This window comes from Candidatus Blastococcus massiliensis AP3, assembly GCF_000582785.1.
GTDB lineage: Bacteria > Actinomycetota > Actinomycetes > Mycobacteriales > Geodermatophilaceae > Blastococcus > Blastococcus massiliensis.
Window position 1 is genome coordinate 422,289 of sequence record NZ_HG931174.1, and the last position, 24,017, is coordinate 446,305.

The window sequence follows — 24,017 nt, forward strand, 5'->3', positions numbered from 1 at the left end:
CTCATCAGTGACCCAGGCGCTGCGAGAGCGTGCGCAGCAGCTCCTGGGCTGCCTCGGCGATGACCGTGCCGGGCGGGAACACCGCGGCCGCGCCCATCTCCTTGAGGGTCGGGACGTCGTCGGGCGGGATGACGCCGCCGACGACGATCAGCACGTCCTCGGCACCGAGCTCGGCCAGCGCCTGCTTGAGCGAGGGCACCAGCGTGAGATGACCGGCGGCCAGCGACGAGACGCCGACGACGTGCACGTCGGCCTCCACCGCCTGCCGGGCGACCTCGTCCGGCGTCTGGAACAGCGGGCCGACGTCGACGTCGAAGCCGAGGTCGGCGAAGGCGGTGGCGATGACCTTCTGCCCGCGGTCGTGGCCGTCCTGGCCCATCTTGGCGACCAGGATGCGGGGGCGGCGGCCCTCGGCCTCCTCGAACGCCTCGGCCATCCGGCGGGTCTCGTCCATGGGCCCGGATGCTCCTGCCTCGTCGCGGTAGACACCGGAGATGGTGCGCACCTGGCCGGCATGCCGTCCGTAGACCTCCTCGAGCGCGTCGGAGATCTCGCCGACGGTCGCCTTGGCCCGTGCGGCGTCGACGGCCAGCTTGAGCAGGTTCGACTCCAGCCCGCCGTCCCGGCGCCCCTCGGCCGCGGCACGGGCGGCGTCGGTCAGCCTGCGCAACGCCTCGGTGACGGCTCCGCCGTCGCGCTCGGCGCGCAGCTGCTCGAGCTTGGCCTTCTGCTGGGCGAGCACGTCGGCGTTGTCGACCTTGAGCACCTCGATCGCCTCGTCGGCCTCGACGCGGTACTTGTTCACGCCGATGACCGGCTGGCGGCCGGAGTCGATGCGCGCCTGGGTGCGGGCCGCGGCCTCCTCGATGCGCAGCTTCGGGATGCCCTCGTCGATGGCCTGCGCCATGCCGCCGGCCTCGGTGACCTCCTGGATGTGCGCCCACGCGCGCCGGGCCAGGTCGTAGGTCAGCTTCTCGACGTAGGCGGAGCCACCCCAGGGGTCGATGACCCGCGTGGTGCCCGACTCCTGCTGCAGCAGCAACTGGGTGTTGCGGGCGATCCGGGCGGAGAAGTCGGTGGGCAGGGCCAGCGCCTCGTCGAGCGCGTTGGTGTGCAGCGACTGGGTGTGCCCCTGGGTGGCGGCCATGGCCTCCAGGCAGGTGCGGACGACGTTGTTGTAGACGTCCTGCGCGGTCAGCGACCAGCCCGAGGTCTGCGAGTGGGTGCGCAGCGAGAGCGACTTCGGGTTCTTCGCCCCGGCCTCCTTCACCAGCTTCGCCCACAGCAGCCGCCCGGCCCGGAGCTTGGCGACCTCCATGAAGAAGTTCATGCCGATGGCCCAGAAGAACGACAGGCGCGGCGCGAACGCGTCGACGTCCATCCCGGCGTCCTGGCCGGCCTTCAGGTACTCGACGCCGTCGGCGAGGGTGTACGCGAGCTCCAGATCGGCCGTCGCCCCGGCCTCCTGGATGTGGTAGCCGGAGATCGAGATCGAGTTGAACCGCGGCATCTGCTGCGAGGTGAACGAGAAGATGTCGCTGATGAGCTGCATCGAGGGCTTGGGCGGATAGATGTAGGTGTTCCGCACCATGAACTCTTTGAGGATGTCGTTCTGGATCGTGCCGGTGAGCTGCTCGGGCTTCACGCCCTGCTCCTCGGCGGCGACGATGTAGAGCGCCAGCACCGGCAGCACGGCGCCGTTCATCGTCATCGAGACGCTCATCTTGTCCAGCGGGATCCCGTCGAACAGCTGCCGCATGTCGAGGATCGAGTCGATGGCGACGCCCGCCATGCCGACGTCGCCGACCACACGGGGGTGATCGGAGTCGTAGCCGCGGTGGGTCGGCAGGTCGAAGGCGACGCTCAGGCCCTTCTGACCCGCGGCGAGGTTGCGGCGGTAGAAGGCGTTGGACTCCGCGGCGGTGGAGAACCCGGCGTACTGGCGGACGGTCCACGGCTGGGTCGTGTACATCGTCGGGTAGGGGCCGCGCAGGAACGGCGGCAGACCCGGGAGCGTCTCGAGGAAGTCCAGGTCCCGCAGGTCCTCCGGCGTGAACAGCGGCGGGACGGCGATGCCCTCGGGGGTCTCCCAGGCCGCCTCCTCGACGCCACGGCCGGTGGTCTCCTTGAACGCCTTGGCCCACTCATCGGCCGACGCGGTGGCCGACGGGCGGCCCAGCTCGACGCCGCCGAAATCGGGGATGGTGCTCATGACTGCGCTCCTTCGAGGCCCAGCTGCGCGTGGACGGTGCGGAGCACGTCCAGGGCGTCGCATCCGGCGTACACGTACCCGTCGACCCCGTCGACGGCGAGGTCGGGCTTGCCGGCCAGCCACACCTGGGTGGCGCCGGCGTCCTTGAGCGCGGCAGCCAGGCCGGCCGCCGCCTCGGCGTAGTCCTTGTCCGTCCCGCAGATGCAGGCCACCGTCGTCCCGGCGTCGGCGACGCCCTCGGCTCCGTCCCCCGAGGGCGTGGCCAGCCCACCGGCCTGGAACAGGTTGCCCGCGAAGCTCGCGCGGGCGGTGTGCCGCGCGATCGGCCCGATGGTCGCCAGGTAGACGGCGGGCCGCTCCCCCGCGGCGTCAGCGGCGTCGCGCAGCGCCTCGTACTCCTGCGCCGCACGGACCCGGGGCAGCCCCCCGCCGCGGTGCAGGTCCGCCGCGGGCTGCCGCTCGGGCAGCTTCTCGGCCAGGTTGGGGAACTCGCTGACGCCGGTGATGGCGTCGGCACGGGTGGCCAGCCGCTCCGCGCGGGCGTCCCAGGCGGTGGCGATGCGGTCGCGGACGAGACCGGAGTCCAGGGCCGCGGCGAGGCCACCGGCTCGTTCGATCTCGGTGAACCACTCCCAGGCGGCGCGGGACAGCTCGTCGGTCAGCGACTCGACGTACCAGGACCCGCCGGCCGGGTCGAGGACGCGGGCGAGGTGCCCCTCCTCCACCAGCAGGCTCTGGGTGTTGCGGGCGATGCGCCGCGAGAAGGAGTCGGGCAGGCCGAGCGCGGCGTCGAAGGGCTGCACGGTGACGGCGTCGGCGCCGCCCACGCCGGCGGCGAAGCAGGCGACCGTGGTGCGCAGCATGTTCACCCAGGGGTCGCGCTTCGTCGTCATCACCGAGGAGGTGACGGCGTGCTGGCGCTGCGCACGGGCCTGCGGTGCGGCGCCGCTGACCTCGCCGACGCGGTCCCACAGCCGGCGGGCGGCCCGGAGCGCGGCGATGGTCGTGAACTGGTCGGCACTGGCGCTGTAGCGGAACTCGAGCTGGCCGAAGGCCTCGTCGACGGACAGGCCGGACTCCGTCAGCGCCCGCAGGTAGGCGACTCCGGAGGCGAGCGAACAGCCCAGCTCCTCGACCGCCGAGGCGCCGGCGTCGTGGAAGACCGTCGCGTCGACGACGACGCTGCGCAGGTCGGCGTGGGCGGCCGCGCGGCGGGCGACGTCGGCCAGGCCGCCGAGGTCCTGGGCCTGCCCGGAGGCGGCGTGCTCGCCCAGCGGGTCGAGGCCGAGCGAGCCCCCGGGAGCGAGGTCGTCGCGGCCCTCGACGAGGTCGAGGAACGCCGTCGCCGCCGATTCGCCGCCCTCGACGGAGACCGGCGCGAGGTCGAGGTAGACGTCGGAGAGCACGTCGCCGAGCCGGTCGGCGGGAACGGCGCCCTCGCCGACGACGAGCCACAGCGAGGTGACGCCGTTCTCCAGGTCGGCGGCGATGGCCTCCTTCGTCGCGGCGACGTCCGGGTGCGCGTGCCGCTGGCGGACGTCCCAGCCGCCGGGCACGTCGCCGTCCGGGCCACCGGCGGCACCGGTCGCGCCGGCCCGCGCGCCGCGCACGAACGGGGGGAGGCCGGGGACGCCGACCGCCGTCGGCAGGTCGGCGGCGTCCTCGGCGGTGTACAGCGGGGCGACGGTGACCCCGGGGGCGACCGGGCGGCGCAGGGCGTCCTCGACCGGCTCGGGGAGATCCTCGCGACCGGCCTTGCGCAGGACGCCGGCCACCAGGTCCCGCCACTCGTCGCGGGTGACCGCGGGGAACTCGGCGGCGAGCCCGAGGTCCGCGGGGACCTCGTGCTCGCTGGGCACCGTGGCGTCGGCCGACGCCGGGGCCGGACCGCTGCTGTGCTGGTCGGTGGAACTCATCCTCGGTGGGTCTCCTCGACAGGGGGTCTACCTGCAGTGTCTCCGGCCTCGTGCCGTCCCGTGCGGCCGGGTGGCGGTGCGGCCTGCGGGTGCAGCACCGCGGCGTCGGCCTCCAGCGCGTGCAGCGCCGTGCGGGCGAGGAGCAGCACCCCCAGCGGGATGGCCCGCTCGTCCACGTCGAACGTGCCCCGGTGCAGGTCGAGCGGGGCTCCCCCGCCGTGCGTGCCGAGCCGGGCGAGCGCGATCGGCAGCCGTTCGGCGAACCAGCCGAAGTCCTCTCCACCCATGCTCTGCGGCGACAGGACCACCTCGTCGCCGCCCACGGTCTCCAGCGCGGCGGCCCGGAGCAGCGCCACCGAGCGCGGGTCGTTGACCACCGGCGGCACCCCGCGGACGTAGTCGACCTCCACGGCAGCGCCGCTGGGGGCCGCGACCTTCGCGACCAGCGAGCGCAGCAGCTCCTCCGCGCCCTGCCACGCGTCGCGGTCCAGCACCCGGACGGTCCCACGCAGAGTGCCGCGTTGCGGGATGGCGTTGGCTGCCACGCCCGCGTCCACGGAGCCCCACACCAGCGACATCCCGGCGCGCGGGTCCACCTGGCGCGACAGCAGTCCGGGCAGCTCGGTGATGAGCCGGCCCAGCGCGTCGACGAGGTCGACGGTGAGGTGCGGGCGGGCGGTGTGCCCGCCCGGGCCGGTGAGCGTGACGTCCAGGCGGTCGCAGGCGGCGGTGATGGCTCCGGTGCGCAGGCCGATGCGCCCGACGGGCACCGACGGGTCGCAGTGCAGGGCGAAGGCCCGCGAGGCGCCGTCGAGCACGCCCGCGGAGACCACCTCGGTCGCGCCGCCGGGCAGCGTCTCCTCCGCCGGCTGGAAGATGCAGCGCACCCGCCCGGGCAGGCCGTCGAGCGTGGCCAGCGCGAGGGCGACGCCGAGGACCACCGTGGTGTGCACGTCGTGACCGCAGGCGTGGCACAGGCCCTGGCGGGTCGAGGCGTAGGGCACGTCCTTGAGGTCGGCCAGCGGCAGGGCGTCGATGTCACCGCGCAGGACGACGGTCGGCCCCGGGCCCTCCCCCACCTCCACGACCAGCCCGGTGCCGGTGGGCAGCCGCCTCGGGGACAGGCCGGCTTCGCGGAGCCGCTGCTCGAGGTAGGCCGTCGTCTCGAACTCGGCGTAGGCCAGCTCGGGGTGGGCGTGGAGGTGCCGCCGCACCGCGACCAGCTGCGCGGTGTGCGCCTGCACCCAGTCCTCGACCGCGGCACCGAGCTTCTCGACGACGGGGGTCACGCGGCGTGCCCTCCGGCGCAGTCGCCGGGGCCGGGCACGGGCTCGGTCGGCCGCCCCACCGGGCCGGTGGCGGGGAGACCGTCCCGGAGCTCGGCGAGCAGGCTGTCCACGACCGGCTTCAGGTCGCCGTCGTGCGCGGCCGCGACCGCCCGCTGCCGCTGGTAGGAGGCGCCGACCTCGAGCACCCGGAGCACGTCCTCGAGCTCGGCCTCGCAGCCCAGCCGCTTCGCGGTCGGCCGCAGCTCCTCGACCAGCTCGAGGATCGCCTGCCGCACCGGCTGCACCGTGCCCTTCTCGTCGACGACGATGTCCGCGTCCAGGCCGTACCGGGCCGCCCGCCACTTGTTCTCCCGCAGCACCCAGGACGCCGGCGTCGGCAACGTGTAACCGCGGTCGAGCTGGTGGTCGAACTGCTCGACCAGGCACTGGGCGAGAGCGGCCACGGCACCGATCTCGTCGAGGGTGGGCAGGCCGTCGCAGATGCGCAGCTCGACGGTGCCGAACTCGGGGTGCGGCCGGACGTCCCACCACACCTCGCGGACGCTCTCGATGGCGTTCGTGGAGATGAGCGTCTCCATGTACCCCTCGAACTCGTCCCAGCCCGCCAGCTGGTAGGGCAGCCCGGCCGTCGGCATGCCCTCGAAGATCTTGGTGCGCGACGAAGCGAGCCCGGTGTCGCAGCCGACCCAGTACGGGGAGGACGACGACAGGGCCAGGAAGTGCGGGATGTACTGGCACAGCGCGTTGACGATCGGGATCGCCTTCTCCGGCGACCGCACGCCGACGTGGACGTGCACGCCGAAGATCTGCAACCGGCGGGCCATCCACTGCATCCGCTCGACCAGCTGGAGATACCGCTCCTTGGGCGAGATGAGCTGCGTCTGCCAGTCGGTGAACGGGTGCGTGCCCGCGCACATCAGCCCCAGGCCGCGCTGCCCGGCGGCCGCGGCCACCTCCGCCAGGGTGCCGGCGAGGTCGGCCTTGGCCTCCGCGACGGTCGTGCAGATACCGGTGATGATCTCGATGGTCGACTGCAGCAGCTCGTGCTTGGCCTTCGGATGCTCCTCGGCGCCGCCGGGCCGCAGCTGCTCGAGGATCTCGATGGCGCCCGGCGACAGCTCTCCGGTGGCGAGGTCGACCAGCTGCAGCTCCCACTCCACGCCCAGGCTGGCCCGCTCGGACGAGCAGAAGGGGATCTCCACTTCGGGAAGTCTAGGGACGACCGGCGACGCCCACGCGGCGAGCGGCCACGATCACCCGTGCGATGGACGGCACGCCGGACGGACGCGTCACCGGTCCGCCGGCGCCGCGACCGACGCCTCGGGCGCGGCGCTCCGGCCGGACTCGCGGGAGGGCGCCGCGGGCACCCAGGCGGAGCGCGGGAGGCGGGCGCGGACCAGGTCGACGGCCTTGCGCCCGAAGACGTCCTCGTGCACGTCGATGCCGCAGAGGTTGCGGCCGATGACGAACACCCCCTCGCCGGTCATGGCCGGTACCGCCGCCTCCACCTCGTCCCAGCCGATCACGTGGCCGTCGCCGTCGGCGTCGGCGTGCGCGAGGAAGTCGTCACCGACCACGAGACGCATGCGCGCGCCCCTGTTCAGGGCGCGGGCCAGCAACGGAGGCCGGAAGGTGGTGCCGGTCTTCGGCAGGTAGGGGACGAGGTTGCAGAGGTACCGGCGCTGGATGCCTCCGCCGAGCGCCCCCGGGTTCACGCCCTCGGGGACCAGGAGGACCGCCGTGGCCACGGTGCGGCGCAGCGCCTCGGCCACCTGCTGCGGGGTGAGCTCGCGCCAGACCGCCAGGCCGTCGGCGCCGGACCGGTACGGCAGGTCGAACAGGTGGCAGTAGGCGGCCTTCGACAGCTCGCCCAGGACCGTCTCGTCCCCCTTGTCCATGTCCTCGGCGTAGCCGTCCACGACGTGCTGGAGCTCGGTGGCCGAGGGGCCGTCTCCGGCGAGGTCCAGGTACTGCTCCCAGAGCAGCCGGGCCACGGACGCCTCCTCGCCGTCCCGGGCGTCCACCAGGACGGCGACCTCCCGTTCGCCCGGTGCGACGTCGGCGATCTCCATGTCGGCGTGGTAGCTCAGCCCCCGCTCGTGACGGGCGACGTCGCGTACGCGCTGCACGAGGGCGTCGATCCCGGCGCCGACAGCGGCGTCGAGCTGGTCGCCGGCGGAGATCAGCAGGCCCACACCGAGAGCCGGGCCCCCCATCCAGACCGGACCCCGCTCGATCCGCCGGACGGGCGCCGGGCGCTGCGGGCGCGGCCCGTCGGGCAGTGGCAGCCGGAGGTCCGCGGAGACCTCCCCGTGCCACATCAGGGCGGCGTTGCTGCGCACGAACCAGCGCCTGGCGTGCTCGCGGACGACCTCGCCGGTCAGCCCGACCGGCACCCCACCGCCGGCCAGGGCGATGCCCGGTCCGGTCAGCCGGAACCGGGCGGCCCACAGGGCGGCGGCCGTGGGGTGGGCGCCGGGGCAGTTCTCGGCCTCCAGTACGCCGATCTCCTGCTCGATGCGGTGCACCGGCAGGTCGGCGAGAGCGGCGCAGATGCCGGCGAGGAAGGCGACGACCGCCTGCGGCCGTCCGGTGGCGTGGAAGACCGTCATCTCCGTGTCCACCATGGCGTTGCACTCGAGGTGCGACTTGGGCAGCGAGCCCATGACCAGGTGTTCGACCAGGTGGGTCACGCCGAGGATCCCGTAGGTCTCGTCGCGGACACCCACCCCGAAGGTCAGGGCGGCGGTCACCCGCTCGGGGCCGGGGGCCGTGAACACGGGGACGCCGTCGATCTCGATGCGCTGCACGGCGACATGCTGGTGACCGGGGCCGCCCCGCCGACGCCGACACGCGGCGGATCCGGGAGCCGAGGGGCGACTGGGACGGGAGTGCCGCGGCGGAGGTCCGCCGGGGCGAGTGCCCTGCCCCCGCCCGGTGCCGCGCCCGCACGCGGCCCATCTGGAAGGATCCGGCCGGTGGCGAGGTCGGCTCGTCCCGTCACGGCATCGCCGCCCCCGGTAGCGCTACCAAGGAGCACTGCGTGAGCCAGCCCCCCGGGACCGACGCCCAGTCCACCGCCGCGCTCGCGGCCGACGACCTCACGACCGCCCTCGGCGGGAAGCACGACGTCGCCGTCGTCATGGGCTCCGGCTGGGCGCCGGCGGCCGACGCCTTCGGCCCGGCCGACTACAGCGTGGCCATCGGCGAGCTGCCGGGATTCACCGCGCCCACCGCGGTGGGCCAGGGCGGCGAGGTCCGATCGGTCCGGGTCGGCGGCCGCAAGGTGCTGCTCTTCCTGGGACGGACGCACCTCTACGAGGGCCGCGGCATCGAGCCCGTGGTGCACGGCGTCCGTACCGCGGCGGTGGCCGGGGTGCGGACCGTCGTCCTCACCAACGCCGCGGGCGGGCTGGCGCCCGAGCACCGTGTCGGTCAACCCGTCGTCATCGCCGACCACCTCAACCTGACCGCGCGCTCACCGCTGGTGGGCGCGGACTTCGTCGACCTGACCGACCTCTACTCCGCCCGCCTCCGGGCGCTGGCCCGGGAGATCGATCCCACGCTCGTCGAGGGCGTCTACGCCGCGCTGCCCGGCCCCCACTTCGAGACGCCGGCGGAGATCCGGATGCTGCGGACGATGGGTGCCGACCTCGTGGGCATGTCGACGGCTCTGGAGGCCATCGCCGCTCGCGCGGCCGGCCTGGAGGTGTTCGGCATGTCGCTGGTCAGCAACGCCGCGGCGGGCGTGACCGGGGACAAGCTCGACGCGGCCGAGGTGATCGCGGCCGGCAACGCCGCGGCAGGGGCGCTGGGGACGTTCCTGGTGACGTTCGTCGGACAGCTCCCGTGACCGGGCCGGTCCTGGTGACCGGCGCCGCGGGGCTGATCGGCATAGTCCTGCGCGGCGGACTCCCGGAGCGCGGCTGGGTCGTGCGCGGACTGGACGTCGTCCCGGTGACCGACCCGCGTCCCGGCGAGGAGCACGTCGTCGGCGACGCCACGGACCTCGCGGTGGTGGAGGCTGCCGCGCGGGGAGCGGCCGCCGTCGTGCACCTGGCCGCCATCGCCACGGAGTCCACCTGGCCGGCGATCGCGCACGTCAACATCGACAGCACGTACTGCGCGCTGGAGGCCGCCCGGCGGGCAGGCGTCGGCCGGGTGGTGCTGGCCAGCAGCAACCACGCCACCGGGTACACCCCACGCCCCGGGGGCGGACTGCTGCGCGAGGAGGACGCCCCGCCGCGGCCCGACACCTACTACGGCGTCTCGAAGGTGACGATGGAGGCACTGGGCTCCCTCTACGCCGACCGCTACGGGCTGGACGTCGTCTGCCTGCGCATCGGGAGCGCCTTCCCCCGGCCGACGACGACGCGGCAGCTGTCCACCTGGCTCTCGCCCGGCGACACGGTGCGCCTCGTCGACGCCGCGCTGACCGCCCCCTCCCCCGGCTTCCGGATCGTCTGGGGTGTCTCCGCCAACACCCGCACCTGGTGGGACCTCACCGCTGCCCGCGCGCTGGGCTACGAACCGGCCGACGACGCCGAGGTGTATGCCGGCGACCTGATCGCCGTGCACGGCGAGCCGGACCTGGCCGACCCCGTGCACGCCCGCGTGGGGGGCGAGTACGCCACGCCGGCCTTCGACGCGGACCGCGTCGGGGGTACCGCGTGACGCCCTCCGCCGAGGCGCGGGACTGGGCGGCCGCGGATCCGCACGCCGGTGACCGCGCCGAGATCGAGGCGCTGATCGACGCCGGCGACGACGCCGAGCTCGCCCGCCGCTTCACCGGCCCGCTGACCTTCGGGACGGCGGGACTGCGCGGACCGCTGCGCGCCGGCCCGGCAGGGATGAACGCCGCCGTCGTGACCCGCGCGGCGGCCGGGCTGGGGTCCTGGCTCACCGCGTCCGGTTCGGCCGGTGGCGGCGTCGTCATCGGGTTCGACGCGCGGCGCCGGTCGGAGGAGTTCGCGCGGATCTCCGCGCAGGTGCTGGCGGGGGCCGGCTTCGCGGTTCAGGTGCTTCCCCGGCCGCTGCCCACGCCGGTGCTCGCCTTCGCGGTTCCGCACCTGGGGTGCGTGGCGGGCGTGGTGGTGACCGCCAGCCACAACCCGCCCGAGGACAACGGCTACAAGGTCTACCTCGGCGACGGGGCGCAGCTGGTGCCGCCGGTCGACCGGGAGATCGAGGCCGCCATCGCCGCGGTAGGCCCGGCGCGCGAGGTGCCGCTGTCCGACGACTGGGTCACCCTCGGCGACGACGTCGAGGCGGACTACGTCGCGGCCGTCGTGACCGCACTCGAGCCGGACCGGGTGGCCTCGCGAAATTCGCTGACCGTGGCCTACACCGCCCTGCACGGCGTGGGGGCCGGGACGACGCGGGCCGTGTTCGCCGCCGCGGGGCTGGCCGAACCGGTGAGCGTGGCCGAGCAGGACGAGCCGGACCCGACGTTCCGCACCGTGGCCTTCCCCAACCCCGAAGAGCCCGGGGCGACGGATCTGCTGGCCGCGCTCGCCGACCGGATCCGGGCGGACGTCGCCATCGCGCAGGACCCCGACGCCGACCGGTGCGCCGTGGTCTGCGGCGGACGGCAGCTGACCGGCGACGAGGTCGGGGCGCTGCTGGCCGACTGGCTGCTGCGCCGCGGGGTGCGGGGCACGTACGCGTCGTCGCTGGTCAGTGGCTCGCTGATGCACGTGGTCGCGGGCGCCGCCGGGCAGCCGACCGAGGAGACGCCCACCGGGTTCAAGTGGATCGTGCGGGCGGGTTCGCCTGCCGCGCCGCTGGTCTACGGGTACGAGGAGGCGCTCGGTTACGCCGTGGCGCCGTCGGTCGTCCGGGACAAGGACGGGATCTCGGCGGCGCTGGCAGTGGCCCTGCTCGCCGCGGAGCTGAAGGCGACGGGTCGGACGCTGCTCGACCGGCTCGACGACCTGGCCCGCGACCATGCCTTGTTCGTGACCGGTCAGCTGTCGGTGCGGGTCGAGGACCCGGACGTGATCCCAGCCGCGATGGCGCGCATCCGGTCGGCGCCGCCTGCGTCGCTGCTGGGGCGTCCTGTCGTCTTCGCCGACCTCGTGGACGAGACGCCGTCGGTCGACGCCGTGCGCCTGCTGGGCGACGGGATGCGGGTGATCGTCCGGCCGAGCGGCACCGAGCCGAAGCTCAAGGCCTACCTGGAGACGGTGGTGCCCGTGCACGAGGACGCGGGACTGATCGCCGCGCGCGGGCGCGGCGAGGACGAGCTGGACCAGTTGCGCGCGGAGCTGTCGGCGGCCCTCGGGCTGTAGGGACGGACCGATCCTTCCTCGGAAGTGCCCGGGGGTCCCGGCTGTCACTGTGACCGCAGGGCTGCCCTTGCGTGACAGCCCGAGCGCTATGTCACCTGCCATGCTCGCTGGGTGACCGAGGCCGTTCGTCGTACCGACGGCGACTCTTCGGCCAGCACCCGCGTCCCGATCCACGCACTGACCGGGCTGCGGCTGTTCGCCGCACTGGCGGTCTACTTCTCCCACCTCGGCAGACCCCCCCGGTGCGCCGGAGTGGCTGCTCACGCTGCAGCAGAGCGGATACGCCGGGGTCACGTTCTTCTTCGTGCTGTCCGGCTTCGTCCTGACACTGAACTACTTCGGGTCGCTGAGAACCCGGGAACAGCTGTGGTCGTACGCAGTCGCCCGGGTGGCGCGGGTGTATCCGCTGTACCTCGTGGTGCTCGCGTGGCCGACGGTTCACCTGTGGGCCTCGGGCAACTTGCCGAAGACCAACCTGTTGCTGCACGTTCTCGGAGTCCAGGCGTGGCACCCCGACCTGATGACCCTCGTGACGTTCGTCGGGCCGGCATGGTCGATCAGCGTCGAGCTGTTCCTCTACGCGACCCTGCCCCTGCTGGTCGTCGGCGTGCGACTGCTCGACCGCCGGATGTGGACCCTCGTCGGCTCGGTCGTGCTGGTCGTCCTGGCTCTCGCCGCCGTCACCTATCTCTTCCAGCACACCGGCCGAGCCGACCTCCCCCGCACCGACAGCGGGTCCGCGCACCGCTGGCTGTACCGGACGCCGCTGACGCGGATCGGAGACTTCCTGCTCGGCATCCTCGCGGCCCGCGTCTACGTACGGCTGAGGGGCACCCGATTCGGCACGTCGTTGGCCCGCTGGCTGATCGCCGTGTCCATCGTCGCGACCTTCGTCCTCGGCAGCCAGCCGGCGTTGCTGTTCAGCGCCTGGTCGTGGGACGTCATGTACGCGGCACCTGCGACGGCGTTGATCCTGGGCCTGGCGCTCGCACCTCGGCACCCACTCAGCCGACTACTGGCGCTGCAGCCGATCGTGTTCATGGGTGAGGTGTCCTTCGCCTTCTACCTCGTCCACGTCAGCGTGATCCAGGCCGTCGGAGCCGGGGCCTGGACCCCCGGGGTCACTCGGCACAGTCTTGCCCTCGAAGCCATGAACCTCGGGCTGGCGCTGGTCCTGGCCGTGGGCTTGCACGTCGGCATCGAGAAGCCGGCTCGGGTGTGGGTGACCCGAGCACTCCACCGCCGCCGCCGGCCGGTGCCGGCACCGCGGCACGTCTCGTCGGGCACGCGGTCGCACGGCGGACGCCCGCTCTCCGCTCCGCACGACAATCGAGCATCTCTCGAGGACGGCCCCCTCACCGCACCGCCCCGAGAGGTGCGCGACGGCTTGCCAACGAGGCCGAGGCGCCCGATCGACGAGTCGGACGGCGCGTACCCGCTCGCCCGGCGCTGATCTCCCGGCCAGCACGCGTCGGCCTCGCACCCAGCGAGGTTCTGCTGCGTCACACGCCCGCATGAACCTGGGAGCCATGCGCGCGGGTTGTCCACAGCGCACAGATGCGGCGGCGTTCCGACTCTGCGTAGTCTCCGGCGAGCGCTGTTGATCAAGACGAGGTGACCACGTGGCACGACGCTGGATCGCACGGCTGTCGATCGGTCTGATCGCGGCGGTGGCGCTCACCGGGTGCTCGGACAAGCAGGAGGCCAGCGAGAGCCTCCCCTCGGCGAGCAGCAGCGCGGCTCCGTCCGAGGAAGAGCTCGCGCCGCTCGGCCCCGAGGACATGCCGATGCCGGACGAGGCCCGCACGCAGGACGCCGCCGGCGCCGAGGCCTTCGTCCGCTACTACGTCGGCCTGATCAACCGGACCTCGACGGTCATGGACGCGCAGCCCCTCCGCGAGTTCAGCGATGGTTGTCGGGAGTGCGACCGCATGGCGAAAGTAGTTGAAGACAACGCCGCGGCTGGACACCGGTTCGTCGGTGGGGAGGTGGCGATAACGCACCTCGCGCCCATCGTGGTTGAAGCGGCCACCGCGGAATTCGACATGCGGGGAGACCTCGCAGCAGGGTCGGCAGTCGACGCATCTGGCGCAGAGATTGCTGACCTTGGATCGGCGGCCTATTCCGGCCTGGCCGGGGGTGCCGCGGTGCGTTGGAACCCAATCAGGGACATGTGGGTCATGACGGCGTTCACTCTCGAATGAGGCATCGACTCCTCGCCCTGTCGGCGATAGCGGCCGGTCTCGTGATGTCTTCGCCGGCTGCGGTTCACGCAGAGGAATCCTGCGGCCGGAAGATCTGTCCTGACGTCTCCTACGCTCCCGGGGCATTGCAAGCCTCGAATGTCGCTGGATCGCCGGCGGGCTGGACTGCCGACAATGCCGCGGTACCCAACAACCCTTTCCGCTATCGCCTGCTCGTGCCGTGCGTCGTCAGCGATGCGGAGGTGGGGGCCTGCCGGCCGAGCGACTTCAGGGACTGTCAGCCACCGCCGGGCCGGGTGGTCAACTTCTACATCATCGAGCGTCAGCGACTCGTGCTCGCTGACGGAACGGTCGAAGGCGGGTCTCGACCGGAGGGAAACCCAGCCCCCGGGACACCTGTCGGGTCGTGGCTGGACGCCGGCCGTGAGTGCGTGGACGTCACGGCGTTGAACCCGCCGCCGTCGCCGGACGAGGTGTTCCGCTACTTCCAGACACTGCCGCTCCCCGAGTTGCCCACCAAGCAGCAGCCGCCCGGCAACGGACTGGTCGGCCTGCCGGTCATCTTCTACACCGACGGCCCCACCACCCAGACCTTCAGCCTCGACATCCGCGGCTTCACCGTCGACATCGTCGCCCGCGCCACCGGCTTCACCTGGCACACCGGCGACGGCGCAGACCTCACCACCACGAGCCCCGGCGCCCCCTACCCGGATCACACGATCAGCCACGACTACGGCAGCGGCAGCTACACCGCCTCCCTCACCACGACCTGGACGGCGTCCTTCAGCATCGACGGCGGCCCCACCGTCCCCGTTCCCGGCAGCACCACCACCGAAGGCCCACCAGTCACCTTCGACGTCCTCCAGGCCCGGCCGGTCCTCACCAACCCGTTCGACTGACCGCCCGGTACGAACACCTGCCACTCCGTCCTCAGGGGTGCCGCCGAGCGACCACAGGTCCACGACCGAGTCGAGACGCCGCGTAGCGTCGCGGTGGACGACGCTGCCGGGGCACGACCTCCCCCGGCCCGCGTCGAGAGCCCAGGACCAGGTCCCGCGTACCGGTTCGAGCAGCACGCCACAGAGATCGAGTCCACGCCGGGGATCTGAACGCACCGCATGTCACCAACTGCCACCACCACCGTCGCCGCAGCACCCCTCGACGGCACTGCTCGGCGACACCGCTCCGAGATCGACGGCCTGCGCGCCGTCGCCGTGTGCCTCGTCGTGGGCTACCACGCCTTCAGCGGCCGGGTCTCCGGCGGAGTCGACGTCTTCCTGGCGCTCAGCGGCTTCTTCCTCGTCCACAGCCTCACCGGCCAGCTCCGGCGCACCGGCGGCGTGCACCCTCTCCGGTCGATCATCCGGACGCTGAGCCGACTGGTCCCGGCCGCGGCCCTGGTGCTCTTCGGCACTCTCCTCGCCAGCCTCTGGGTGCTGCCCGAGACCCGGTGGCGGGAGACCGCCGAGCACCTGCTGGCCTCCATCACCTTCACCGAGAACCACCTGCTCGTCCGTGAGGCCGTCGACTACTCGGCCAGCAACGCCCTGGCCAGCCCGATGCAGCAGTTCTGGTCGCTGTCCATCCAGATGCAGGTCCTGCTGGCCGTCCCGCTGCTCGCGTGGCTCGGTGCGCACCTGGTCCAGCGCAGCCCGTGGCGCCGGTATGGCCGGTTGATCGCGATCACCGCCGTCGCACTGGTCACCGCCGCCTCGCTGTGCTGGTCGGTCCTCGCCACGGCGACGCACCAGCAGGTCGCTTACTTCTCCACGCTGCCGAGGTTGTGGGAAATCGGTGCCGGCGCGTTGACGGCGCTGCTGCTCGTGCGGGTACGGCCCGGCGCGGCCTCCGCGACAGCGCTCGGGTGGATCGGCGTGGCGGCGCTGGTCAGCTGCGGTGCCCTGCTCGACGGTGCCCGCCAGTTCCCGGGATGGCAGGCGGCGTGGCCGGTGTTGGCCGCGATCGCCGTCATCGTCGCCGCCGACCACGGCGGCCGCTTCGGCGTCCACCGGGTGCTGTCACGACCGGTCATGAGCTGGCTGGGTGCCCGTTCCTATGCGCTCTACCTGTGGCACTGGCCGATCCTGGTGCTCTACCTGGTGCACAGCGGGCGGGAGACGCCGTCCCTCGCCGGGGCCGTGCAGGTGATCGGCCTCTCCCTCATCCTCAGCGAAGCGACCTATCGCTGGGTGGAGCAGCCGGCTGCCGAGCGGATCCGGGTTCGCCGCCCGGTGATCGCGCTGGCCGCCGTCACGGCGTGCGCGGCTCCGCTGGTCACTGCCGGCTGGGGCACCGCCACCTGGATGGACCGCGAGGCGACCCGGATCGCTGCCATGGCCGACGACCCGAGCTACCCGGGAGCGAACGCCCTGCAGACCCCCCTCGTCTCCACCGGTGGCATCGCCGGAGTGGATCCGCTCCCGCCGAACTCGGTGATCCGCGACGACTGGGCGTGGCTGCCGCCGGAGGCCGCCTGCAGCACCGAGACCGAGGACGCCGAGCCGGTGCCCGTCGAGATGGAGTTGTGCGTGCTCGGCGAGGACGACCGGCCGCACCGGGTGGCCGTCGTGGGCGACTCGCACTCCGCCCAGTGGCTGCCGCCGGTCGCCGCCCTCGCGGAGGAGCGGGACTGGCAGGTCGTCTCCATCATCCGGGGCGGCTGCAGCCTGTCGACGGAGTCCGAGTTCCTCCAGGAGGGCGACCCGGACTACGAGGCCTGCACGGCATGGCGGTCACGCCTCGTGGAGCGGGTCGTCGCGCTCGAACCCGACCTGGTCCTCACGGTCGGCACCCGGACCGCGCCCGGGGACCAGGAGGAGTGGCTGCCCGCCGGCTACGTCCAGGCGTGGCAGCAGCTCTCCGACGCCGGCCTGCGCGTCGTCGGCATGCGGGACACCCCCAGACACGTCGAGGACGTCCCCGACTGCATGGCGCGGTGGGGCGACGCCTCCCCCCGGTGCGCGGTCCCGCGGTCGTCCGTCTACACCGACGGGCTGCTCGACTCGGCTGCCGAGGTGCTGCCCCCGGGCGTGAGCCTGCTGGACACGAGTGACTACTTCTGCGACGACGCAGTGTGCCCACCCCTCGTGGGCAACGTGCGGGTGTACATGGACAGCAGCCACGTGACCGGCACGTACATGCGTACGGTGACGCGCCTGCTGCGGGACGACCTGCTGCCGACGATCGGCTGGTGACCGCAGCCGCGCCCCGTGCGGCTGAGGAAGGGCCCGACGGCTCCCCGAGCGTCTCCGGCACGGACCGATGAGAGCCGAGGCTCTCCCCGGTCTTCCCCCCGAGGGCCACCGGCCCGGAGGAGGTACACATGCGCAGGATCGTCTTCCACCTGATGGTGTCGCTCGACGGCTACTTCGAGGGACCCGACGCCGACATCGGCTGGCACCGCGTCGACGAGGAGCTCCACGCCTTCTTCAACGCCCAGCTCGCCACGTGCAGCGCCTTCCTCGAGGGCCGCGTGACCTACGAGCTGATGGAGGGCTACTGGCCGACGGCGGACCAGAACCCCGGCAGCTCGCCGCCGGAGGTCGAGTTCGCACAGATCTGGCGCAGCATGCCCAAGATCGTCTACTCGCGCACCCTCGACGCCCCCGGCCCCGACGCCACGGTCGTCCGCGACGTCGTGCCCGACGAGGTCCGGGCGCTCCAGGCCGAGCCGGGCGGGGACATGGTCGTGGGTGGCCCCGTGCTCGCCGCGGCGTTCCGGGAACACGACCTCATCGACGAGTACCGGTTGTTCGTGAGCCCCGTCGTCCTGGGGGCGGGCCGAAAGGCGTTCCCACCCGGCGGACCCCCCGCCGACCTCGACCTGGTCGAGACGCGAGCCTTCGGCAACGGCGTCGTCATGCTGCGGTACGAACGGTCCCGCTGACCGTCGCACCGCTCAGCGCGGGACGGACTCCCGGCAGCCGGACTCCAGCGCCCGGGCGACGGTCTCCAGCACGGCGACGACGTCGCGCCCGAAGGCGACGTCGCACGGGTGAGCGCCACCTGTCAGCGCCGCGGCCGCCAGTTCGTCGACCGCCACCCCGAACGCCTCGACCGCCGACCCGGCCTCGGGCAGCAGCACCAGCCGGCCGGCGTCGCCGTGCACGAAGAACTCGACGCCGGACGACATCGGGGCCACCGAGAGCGAGAGCGAGACCGACGACGCGACGCCGGACGCGTGCGTGAGCACCAGGTGCACCGTGTCACCCACGCCCTGGCCGGCCTGCACCGCGACCACGGGGCCGAGCGCGGGGACGAGCACCGAGAGGGCGTGCGGCCCGACGTCCCAGAGAGCCCCGTGCTCCCGCCGCCACGGCGAGGAGTCGAACGGCGAGCCCGCCAGGGACGCCAGCCACGACCCCGCCCCGCCGGCGAGCTGCGTGCGGCCCGCCTGGGTGAGCCAGGTCGAGGTGGCGACCTGGAAGCGGAGGGTGAAGAAGACGACCGAGGCCACGCCGGCGGCCCGCACCGCGGCCACCAGGCCGTCCGCAGCCGCGGTCGAGAGCGCGATCGGCTTCTCCAGCAGCAGGTGCTTCCCGGCCGCGGCGGCCCGTTCGGCCAGCGGCACCTGCACGTCCGGCGGCAGCGCGATCGTCACGGCGTCGACCAGGCCCAGCAGCTCGTCGAGTTCCCCGAAGCCCGGGACGTCGAACTCCGCGCCCACGGCCTTGGCCCTCGCCACGTCCCGGCCCCAGACGCCGACCAGCTCCGCGGTCGGATGGCCGGCGAGCGCCGGGGCGTGCACCGCTCGCGCCCAGGGGCCGGTGCCCAGCACCCCGAAGCGCACGCTCAGACCGCGCCGAACTGGCGGTCGCCCGCGTCGCCGAGGCCCGGGACGATGTACGCCTTGTCGTTGAGCCCCTCGTCGACGCTGGCCGTGAACACCCGCAGCGGCAGCCCGCTCTCCTCGAGCCGGGCCAACCCCTCGGGCGCGGCCAGCGCGCACAGGACGGTGATCTCGGTGGCGCCGCGGGCGGTCAGCAGTCCGCAGCAGTGCACGAGCGAGCCGCCGGTCGCGAGCATCGGATCGAGCACGATCACGTGCCGGTCGACCAGCGACTCCGGCAGGGAGGCCATGTAGGCCTCGGGCTGGAGCGTCTCCTCGTTGCGGGCCAGCCCGACGAATCCCATCTGCGCCTCGGGCAGCATCCCGTGCGCGGTGTCGGCCATGCCCAGTCCCGCCCGCAGCACCGGCACGATCAGTGGCGGAGCGGCCAGCCGGTACCCGGTGGTCTCCACGACGGGCGTGCGGATCGGCTCCTCGGCGAGCGCGAGATCGCGCGTCGCCTCGTAGACCAGCATCTGGGTCAGCTCGCGCAGAGCTGCGCGAAAGGCCGCGTTGTCCGTGCGTTCGTCCCGCATGCGGGCCAGGCGGGCACGTGCCAGCGGATGGTCGACGACGGTGAGCTGCACGGGCGACACGGTATCGGCCTCCTCCCGCCCGCCCCGCGTCCCACCCGGCGGCCGAGAACGGTGGAGAGCCGGGCGCGCGCATCTGGCAGGGTGTCCCCGTGGCCAGGCCCAGCATCGTCCCCATCGCTCTCACCCTCGACGACCGCACGGGCTACACCCTGTGGGCTCCGCCGTGGGAGGAGGACGGCGAGGAGTGGCAGGCCTTCCTCGGCACCACGGTCGAGGTCCGCGCCGACATCAACGACGACGACCCGGAGAACCCGGTCCCCACCGCCGTCGTCCATCTCTTCCCGTCCCCCGCGGCCCTGGCCGCGTTCTGCCGCACCAGCACCGACCACGACCTCGCCGACCACCCCGTGTGGCCCGTCGTCACCGGGCTCGGTCCCGCCGATCTGACGCCGGACGACGACCACCGCTTCGACCTCGACGGCGTGTACGACGTCGCCGCGGAGAACCCCGACCGCTGGGCGGTCGAGGAGCTCGCCGCGACCCTCGACATCGTCAGCCGGCTCGCCGAGTGCCTGGACGCCGGCGACGAGGACGACGACGACCTCGACGACGAGACCGAGTTCGAGGCGGTCGCCGAGCTGATGGCCAAACCGGAGATCGGCTCGCTCGGCCTGGGCCCCGACGCGTTCGTCGGCCGGTCCGGCGAGGACGCCTGGGTCGGGGTCGGCGGCGCGCTGGACGACCTGTGGGAGGACGTCGTCGAGGAACTCGGCGAGCACCTCGACTGGACCGGCGCCGGCACCGTGGCGGTGGCCGACTACCCCTCGGCGTCCGAGGCCGTCGAGGAGGGACCGCTCGCCCTGCCCGACGAGGACGACGCCGACTCCGACGACGACCTGACCGACATCGAGGCCGTCGACGTGCGCTCGGGTGCCACCGCGGCCGGTGTGCGGACGATCGCCGGCGGCGGGCGGCTCACCCACGACCCGGCCGCCGTGGCCGCGGCCGCGGAGTTCTGGGAGGCCGTCGGCATCCTGCCCGTGGAGATCGTGGTCCCTGACGGCGCGGGGGTCACGCTGCGCTGCTACGTCGAGGACGTCGCCCGCTTCCTGGGTCGCGACGGCGAGATCTTCCTGTTCGACACCCCGGCCGCGCTCAGCCGCTTCTGCGCCGGCGCCGAGCGCCACGACCTCAGTGAGATCGCCTCCTGGCCGGAGGTCGCCGAGACCGACACCCGGCCGCTCCCGGCCGAGCAGGACCGCTACGACCTGGCCGGGCTGGCGGAGGTGCTCGGCGAGGTCGCCGACGGCGCTGCCGGGCTGGTCAGCTACGCCGCCCTCGAGCAGCCGGTCGAGGGCGTGCGCGACCTCGCCGAGTACGCGCGGCTGCCGCGGGTCGAGGAGCTGCTCTCCCCCACCGAGCCCCTGGGCCGGGCCGTGGCGGTGGGCGAGCAGCGGCCGGACACCGCGCTGCGCCAGGAGGACGCCGCCGCCGTCCGCCCCGCGTGGGACGAGATCGTCGGGCTGATCAGCGGGAAGCTGGTCTTCCGCGACTGATCGACGAGATCTGCACACTCGGGTCCATCAGGGGTCCGAAAGCACCGAGTGTGCAGATCTCGCCCCGAGAAACGACAGAGCGGCCGGCCCCGGGGTGTCCCGGGACCGGCCGCTTCGTCGTTCTGGCTACTGCTCAGGCGCCGTAGCGCGAGGGGCGGCTGGGCCGCCCACCCGGGCGACCGCGGTCACCGTAGGAGCGCTCGCCCGACGAGCGCTCGCCGTAGGACCGCTCACCGGTGGACCGCTCACCGGCGGGCCGGGGACGGTCACCGAACGAGCGACGCGGGCCGCCACGGTGTCCACCGGGGCGGTCACCGTCGCGACGCGGACGGCCACCGGGGCCACCGCCACCGCGACGCATGTCGCGCTGGGTGCGCTCCTTGGGCTCCACCGGGATGCCGGCGGCGACCAGGTCCAGGATCGGCTTGTCGCCGGGCCGGGTGCGGTCCAGGGGCGGGTCGACCTTGGCCGTGCGGAACCGGCGCTTGGCCTGCCCCACCTGGTCCGGGAGGAGCAGCGAGACGACGACGCCGGCGGCACCGGCGCGGGCGGTGCGGCCCGAGCGGTGCAGGTAGGTCTTGGCGTCCGTCGGCGGGTCGTAGTGCAGGACCAGCGAGACGTCGTCGACGTGGATGCCGCGGGCGGCGACGTCAGTGGCGACCAGGACCGGCGAGCGGGCGTCGGTGAACTCCTCCAGCGCGCGCTTGCGCGCCGACTGAGGCAGCCCGCCGTGGATCGCCTCGGCCTTGATGCCCGCGGCCTTGAGGTTGTCCGCGAGCCGGTCCACGCCGAGCTGGGTGCGGGCGAAGATGATCGTCCGGCCGGGGCGGGAGGCGAGCTCCGTGGCGACCTGCAGCTTGTCGCGGAAGGCGAGGGTGAAGGCGAGGTGCTCGGCCGGCGGGGCGTCGTCACCGGCGCGCTTCACCTCGTGCCGCGCCGGGTCCTTGAGGTACCGGCGGACCAGCGAGTCGACCTCGCCGTCCAGCGTCGCCGAGAACAGCAGGCGCTGGGCGTCGCGGGCGGTCTGGTCGAGCAGCTCCTTGACGACCGGGAGGAAGCCCAGGTCGGCCATGAAGTCGGCCTCGTCCAGGACGGTGACGACGACCTCGGCGAGGGTCGCCTCGCCCTGGTTGATCAGGTCCTGCAGGCGACCGGGCGTGGCGATGATGACGTCGACGCCGCGGCGCAGCTGCTGGATCTGGCGGTACATGGGCGCGCCGCCGTAGACGGTCGCCAGCTGCACGCCGGTGGCCTGGCCGAGGGGCGCCAGGTTGTCGTGCACCTGCTGGGCGAGCTCACGGGTCGGCACGAGGACCAGCCCGCGGGGGGCGCGGCGCCCGTTCTTGACCTCGGCACCGATGCGCGCCAGCAGCGGCAGGCCGAAGGCCAGCGTCTTGCCCGAGCCGGTGGCGGCCTTGCCGAGCACGTCGCGCCCGGCGAGAGCGTCGGGCAGGGCGGAGGTCTGGATGGCGAAGGGGCGGTGGATGCCGCGCCGCTCGAGCGCGGTCACCAGCGGCTGGGGCAGGCCCAGCTGGCCGAAGGTCGGGCCCTCGGGCTCCGCGGCCACCTCGGGGGTGGTCTCCGCGGCGGTGTTCTCGATGGTGTTCTCGGTGGTGGTGACGACGTCGTTCGACTCGAACGACACAGGGTTGACCAAAGTCATGCGGGGTGGGGCTCCGATACTGCTCGGAGCGCGTCCCGTGGAAGAGGAGAGCGCCGCAGGTACCGGCGTCCTCACTGGCGATCGAGTGCGCCCAGGGATGGAACGCGTGATCTGCACGGATGCGCTCATGCCCGGACCAACCGTCCGGGAGGATGACCGGCGTTGTGCCGGTACGCCCAGGTTAGCAGCGGGGCGGGCCCGGCGATTCCCCGGAAGGGGGTGTGTGCGGTCACTCTCCGTCAGCCACGCAGCGCGTGCTCACGCAGGGAGTACGCCGTCGGCCGGCAGGCGCGCGCGGCGGGCGCGCAGGCAGTCACCCGGCGTCCCGAGGGAGCGAGGCCCCTCCGCCCGACCGGACGACGCCCGATGGCTCGGCCGGCTCTGCAGCCGGCAGCCCGCGCAGCAGGTTGTCCCGCACCACGTTGTCCCGGACGACGAAAGTGCGCTCGAGTTCGGCCGGCCGTGGTCGCTCTCCGGGCCGACGGGCGCCGAGCAGGGTCGGCCACAGGCCCGCTCCGACGTCTTCGGCCCAGCCCACGAGCAGGACGACGGCGAGGAGGAGCACCCAGGTCGCCGCAAACCGGAGCGCGGCGCCCGAGGCGTCGTCGGTGTGGTACTCGGCCAGCGGTGAGAGCGCGAGCGCCGGCACCGCCGCCGCTGCCGCGGCGGGTGCCCACAGGAACACGGTCAGGGTCCGGGCGCCCACGGCCGACATCACGGCGCCGGGCCATCCGCCCCGCACGCGGTCTCCCCGCCACGGGACCCGCAGCACCAGGATCACCGCGCCGAGGGAGTACAGGAGCGCCGCCAGAGGGAGGTCGCCGATCCTGGCCACCTCGGATCCGTCCTGCCGCCACACGGCGTAGCCCAGGCCGGAGCCCAGCAGGGCGACCCCGGCGGGCAGGGCCACGCGCAGCGACAGCCGGGCCAGCCGACCGTCGTGCCGGGCGAACCCGACCATCCAGCAGCAGGCGTAGACGCAGACCTCGATGACGACGTCCCGGGACCCCCCGGTCAGGGTGGCGATCCCGGCGGTCAGCACCAGGACCGTCAGCACCGGCAGGGACAGGATCCGCAGCGGCCACCGCCGGAACAGCCACAGCAGCGCCGGCGTGGCGAGGACCAGCCACAGGTAGGTCGGTACGTGCCAGGCCGTCAGCACCCACGGGACGCCCTCCAGCGAAGCGGGCGGATCCGAGATCGGGACGACCCACAGCCACACCCTCGACCAGCTGAACGGCTCGGCTCTCTCGAACGGGGCGGCCTGCCAGCCGATGGTCAGCATGGTCGCCACCACAGCGGTCGCGAACAGCCAGAAGGGCAGCAGGAGCGACGTCAGAGCACGGCGCACGAACGCGCGGGCGGATGCCGCCCGGTCCGCCGCCGAGGCGGCGACGGTGCCGCCGACGGCGAAGAGGATGCCGACCGCAGGGAACAGCGTCAGCCACGCCAGGTCCAGGACTGCATCGCTCACCACGAGGACCAGAGCCACCGCGGCCAGGATCCGCAGGTAAGGATCCACC

Annotated in this window: 17 protein-coding genes and 1 pseudogene; 9 read left to right on the forward strand and 9 right to left on the reverse strand. The window is 73.4% G+C overall.

Translation table 11 applies throughout. From position 1 onward, the window contains the following. Positions 1-4: 4 nt before the first annotated feature. The 5 genes from scpA to BN344_RS19060 all read right to left on the reverse strand — a co-directional run bounded on the left by scpA (position 5) and on the right by BN344_RS19060 (position 8,227). On the reverse strand, positions 5-2,212 hold the full coding sequence (scpA, locus tag BN344_RS10440; protein WP_040338455.1) for a methylmalonyl-CoA mutase: 2,208 nt from the start codon (positions 2,210-2,212) through the stop codon (positions 5-7). Next, positions 2,209-4,128 carry a methylmalonyl-CoA mutase subunit beta gene (locus BN344_RS10445; RefSeq protein ID WP_040338456.1) on the reverse strand — a complete coding sequence of 640 codons (1,920 nt, stop codon included), beginning with the start codon at positions 4,126-4,128 and terminating at the stop codon, positions 2,209-2,211. Before BN344_RS10445 ends, scpA begins: the two co-directional genes overlap by 4 nt. Continuing rightward, positions 4,125-5,417, reverse strand: a complete 1,293-nt coding sequence (locus BN344_RS10450; protein ID WP_040338457.1) for an amidohydrolase — start codon at positions 5,415-5,417, stop codon at positions 4,125-4,127. The genes BN344_RS10445 and BN344_RS10450 overlap by 4 nt, the downstream gene beginning before the upstream one ends. After that, positions 5,414-6,619 carry a glutamate--cysteine ligase gene (locus BN344_RS10455; protein WP_040338458.1) on the reverse strand — a complete coding sequence of 402 codons (1,206 nt, stop codon included), beginning with the start codon at positions 6,617-6,619 and terminating at the stop codon, positions 5,414-5,416. Before BN344_RS10455 ends, BN344_RS10450 begins: the two co-directional genes overlap by 4 nt. 87 nt (positions 6,620-6,706) lie before the next feature. After that, entirely contained in the window at positions 6,707-8,227 is a 1,521-nt protein-coding gene (locus BN344_RS19060; RefSeq protein ID WP_051515788.1) for a peptidase M16 family protein, read from the reverse strand. Between the two features lie 233 nt (positions 8,228-8,460). Here BN344_RS19060 and BN344_RS10465 point away from each other — a divergent pair, with 233 nt between their 5' ends. The 8 genes and pseudogenes from BN344_RS10465 to BN344_RS10500 all read left to right on the forward strand — a co-directional run bounded on the left by BN344_RS10465 (position 8,461) and on the right by BN344_RS10500 (position 17,797). Beyond that, complete coding sequence (locus BN344_RS10465; RefSeq protein ID WP_040338459.1) at positions 8,461-9,270, forward strand: purine-nucleoside phosphorylase; 810 nt, start codon at positions 8,461-8,463, stop codon at positions 9,268-9,270. Continuing rightward, positions 9,267-10,091, forward strand: coding sequence for an NAD-dependent epimerase/dehydratase family protein (locus BN344_RS10470; RefSeq protein ID WP_040338460.1), 825 nt, complete (start codon positions 9,267-9,269; stop codon positions 10,089-10,091). Before BN344_RS10465 ends, BN344_RS10470 begins: the two co-directional genes overlap by 4 nt. Continuing rightward, complete coding sequence (locus tag BN344_RS10475; RefSeq protein ID WP_040338461.1) at positions 10,088-11,707, forward strand: phospho-sugar mutase; 1,620 nt, start codon at positions 10,088-10,090, stop codon at positions 11,705-11,707. The genes BN344_RS10470 and BN344_RS10475 overlap by 4 nt, the downstream gene beginning before the upstream one ends. Before the next feature lie 241 nt (positions 11,708-11,948). After that, positions 11,949-13,160: pseudogene (locus BN344_RS10480) on the forward strand (acyltransferase family protein); the annotation flags it as partial. Positions 13,161-13,329: 169 nt separating this feature from the next. Next, the gene (locus BN344_RS10485) at positions 13,330-13,911 is read left to right on the forward strand and encodes a DUF6318 family protein (protein WP_040338463.1); all 582 of its coding nucleotides are present in this window, start codon (positions 13,330-13,332) and stop codon (positions 13,909-13,911) included. A 431-nt stretch (positions 13,912-14,342) separates the two neighbouring features. Next, positions 14,343-14,810, forward strand: a complete 468-nt coding sequence (locus BN344_RS20735) for a hypothetical protein (protein ID WP_231486715.1) — start codon at positions 14,343-14,345, stop codon at positions 14,808-14,810. A 219-nt stretch (positions 14,811-15,029) separates the two neighbouring features. Then, positions 15,030-17,105 carry an acyltransferase family protein gene (locus BN344_RS10495; protein ID WP_040338465.1) on the forward strand — a complete coding sequence of 692 codons (2,076 nt, stop codon included), beginning with the start codon at positions 15,030-15,032 and terminating at the stop codon, positions 17,103-17,105. Positions 17,106-17,233: 128 nt separating this feature from the next. Continuing rightward, positions 17,234-17,797 carry a dihydrofolate reductase family protein gene (locus BN344_RS10500; RefSeq protein ID WP_040338466.1) on the forward strand — a complete coding sequence of 188 codons (564 nt, stop codon included), beginning with the start codon at positions 17,234-17,236 and terminating at the stop codon, positions 17,795-17,797. A gap of 12 nt (positions 17,798-17,809) precedes the next feature. Here BN344_RS10500 and BN344_RS10505 read toward each other — a convergent pair whose 3' ends face one another. Together BN344_RS10505 and upp are read right to left on the reverse strand one after the other, a co-directional pair. Further along, entirely contained in the window at positions 17,810-18,700 is an 891-nt protein-coding gene (locus BN344_RS10505; protein WP_051515789.1) for a Gfo/Idh/MocA family protein, read from the reverse strand. Positions 18,701-18,702: 2 nt separating this feature from the next. Further along, on the reverse strand, positions 18,703-19,326 hold the full coding sequence (gene upp, locus BN344_RS10510) for a uracil phosphoribosyltransferase (RefSeq protein ID WP_040339086.1): 624 nt from the start codon (positions 19,324-19,326) through the stop codon (positions 18,703-18,705). A 98-nt stretch (positions 19,327-19,424) separates the two neighbouring features. On the opposite strand from upp, the gene BN344_RS10515 reads away from it, so the two are divergent. Beyond that, positions 19,425-20,831, forward strand: a complete 1,407-nt coding sequence (locus BN344_RS10515; protein ID WP_040338467.1) for a hypothetical protein — start codon at positions 19,425-19,427, stop codon at positions 20,829-20,831. A gap of 133 nt (positions 20,832-20,964) precedes the next feature. Here BN344_RS10515 and BN344_RS10520 read toward each other — a convergent pair whose 3' ends face one another. Both BN344_RS10520 and BN344_RS10525 read right to left on the reverse strand, forming a co-directional pair. Then, a complete protein-coding gene (locus tag BN344_RS10520; protein ID WP_231486717.1) occupies positions 20,965-22,476 on the reverse strand; it encodes a DEAD/DEAH box helicase in 1,512 nt (503 codons plus the stop codon). A gap of 331 nt (positions 22,477-22,807) precedes the next feature. Further along, entirely contained in the window at positions 22,808-24,016 is a 1,209-nt protein-coding gene (locus BN344_RS10525; RefSeq protein WP_040338469.1) for an acyltransferase family protein, read from the reverse strand. Between the last annotated feature and the right edge of the window lies 1 nt (position 24,017).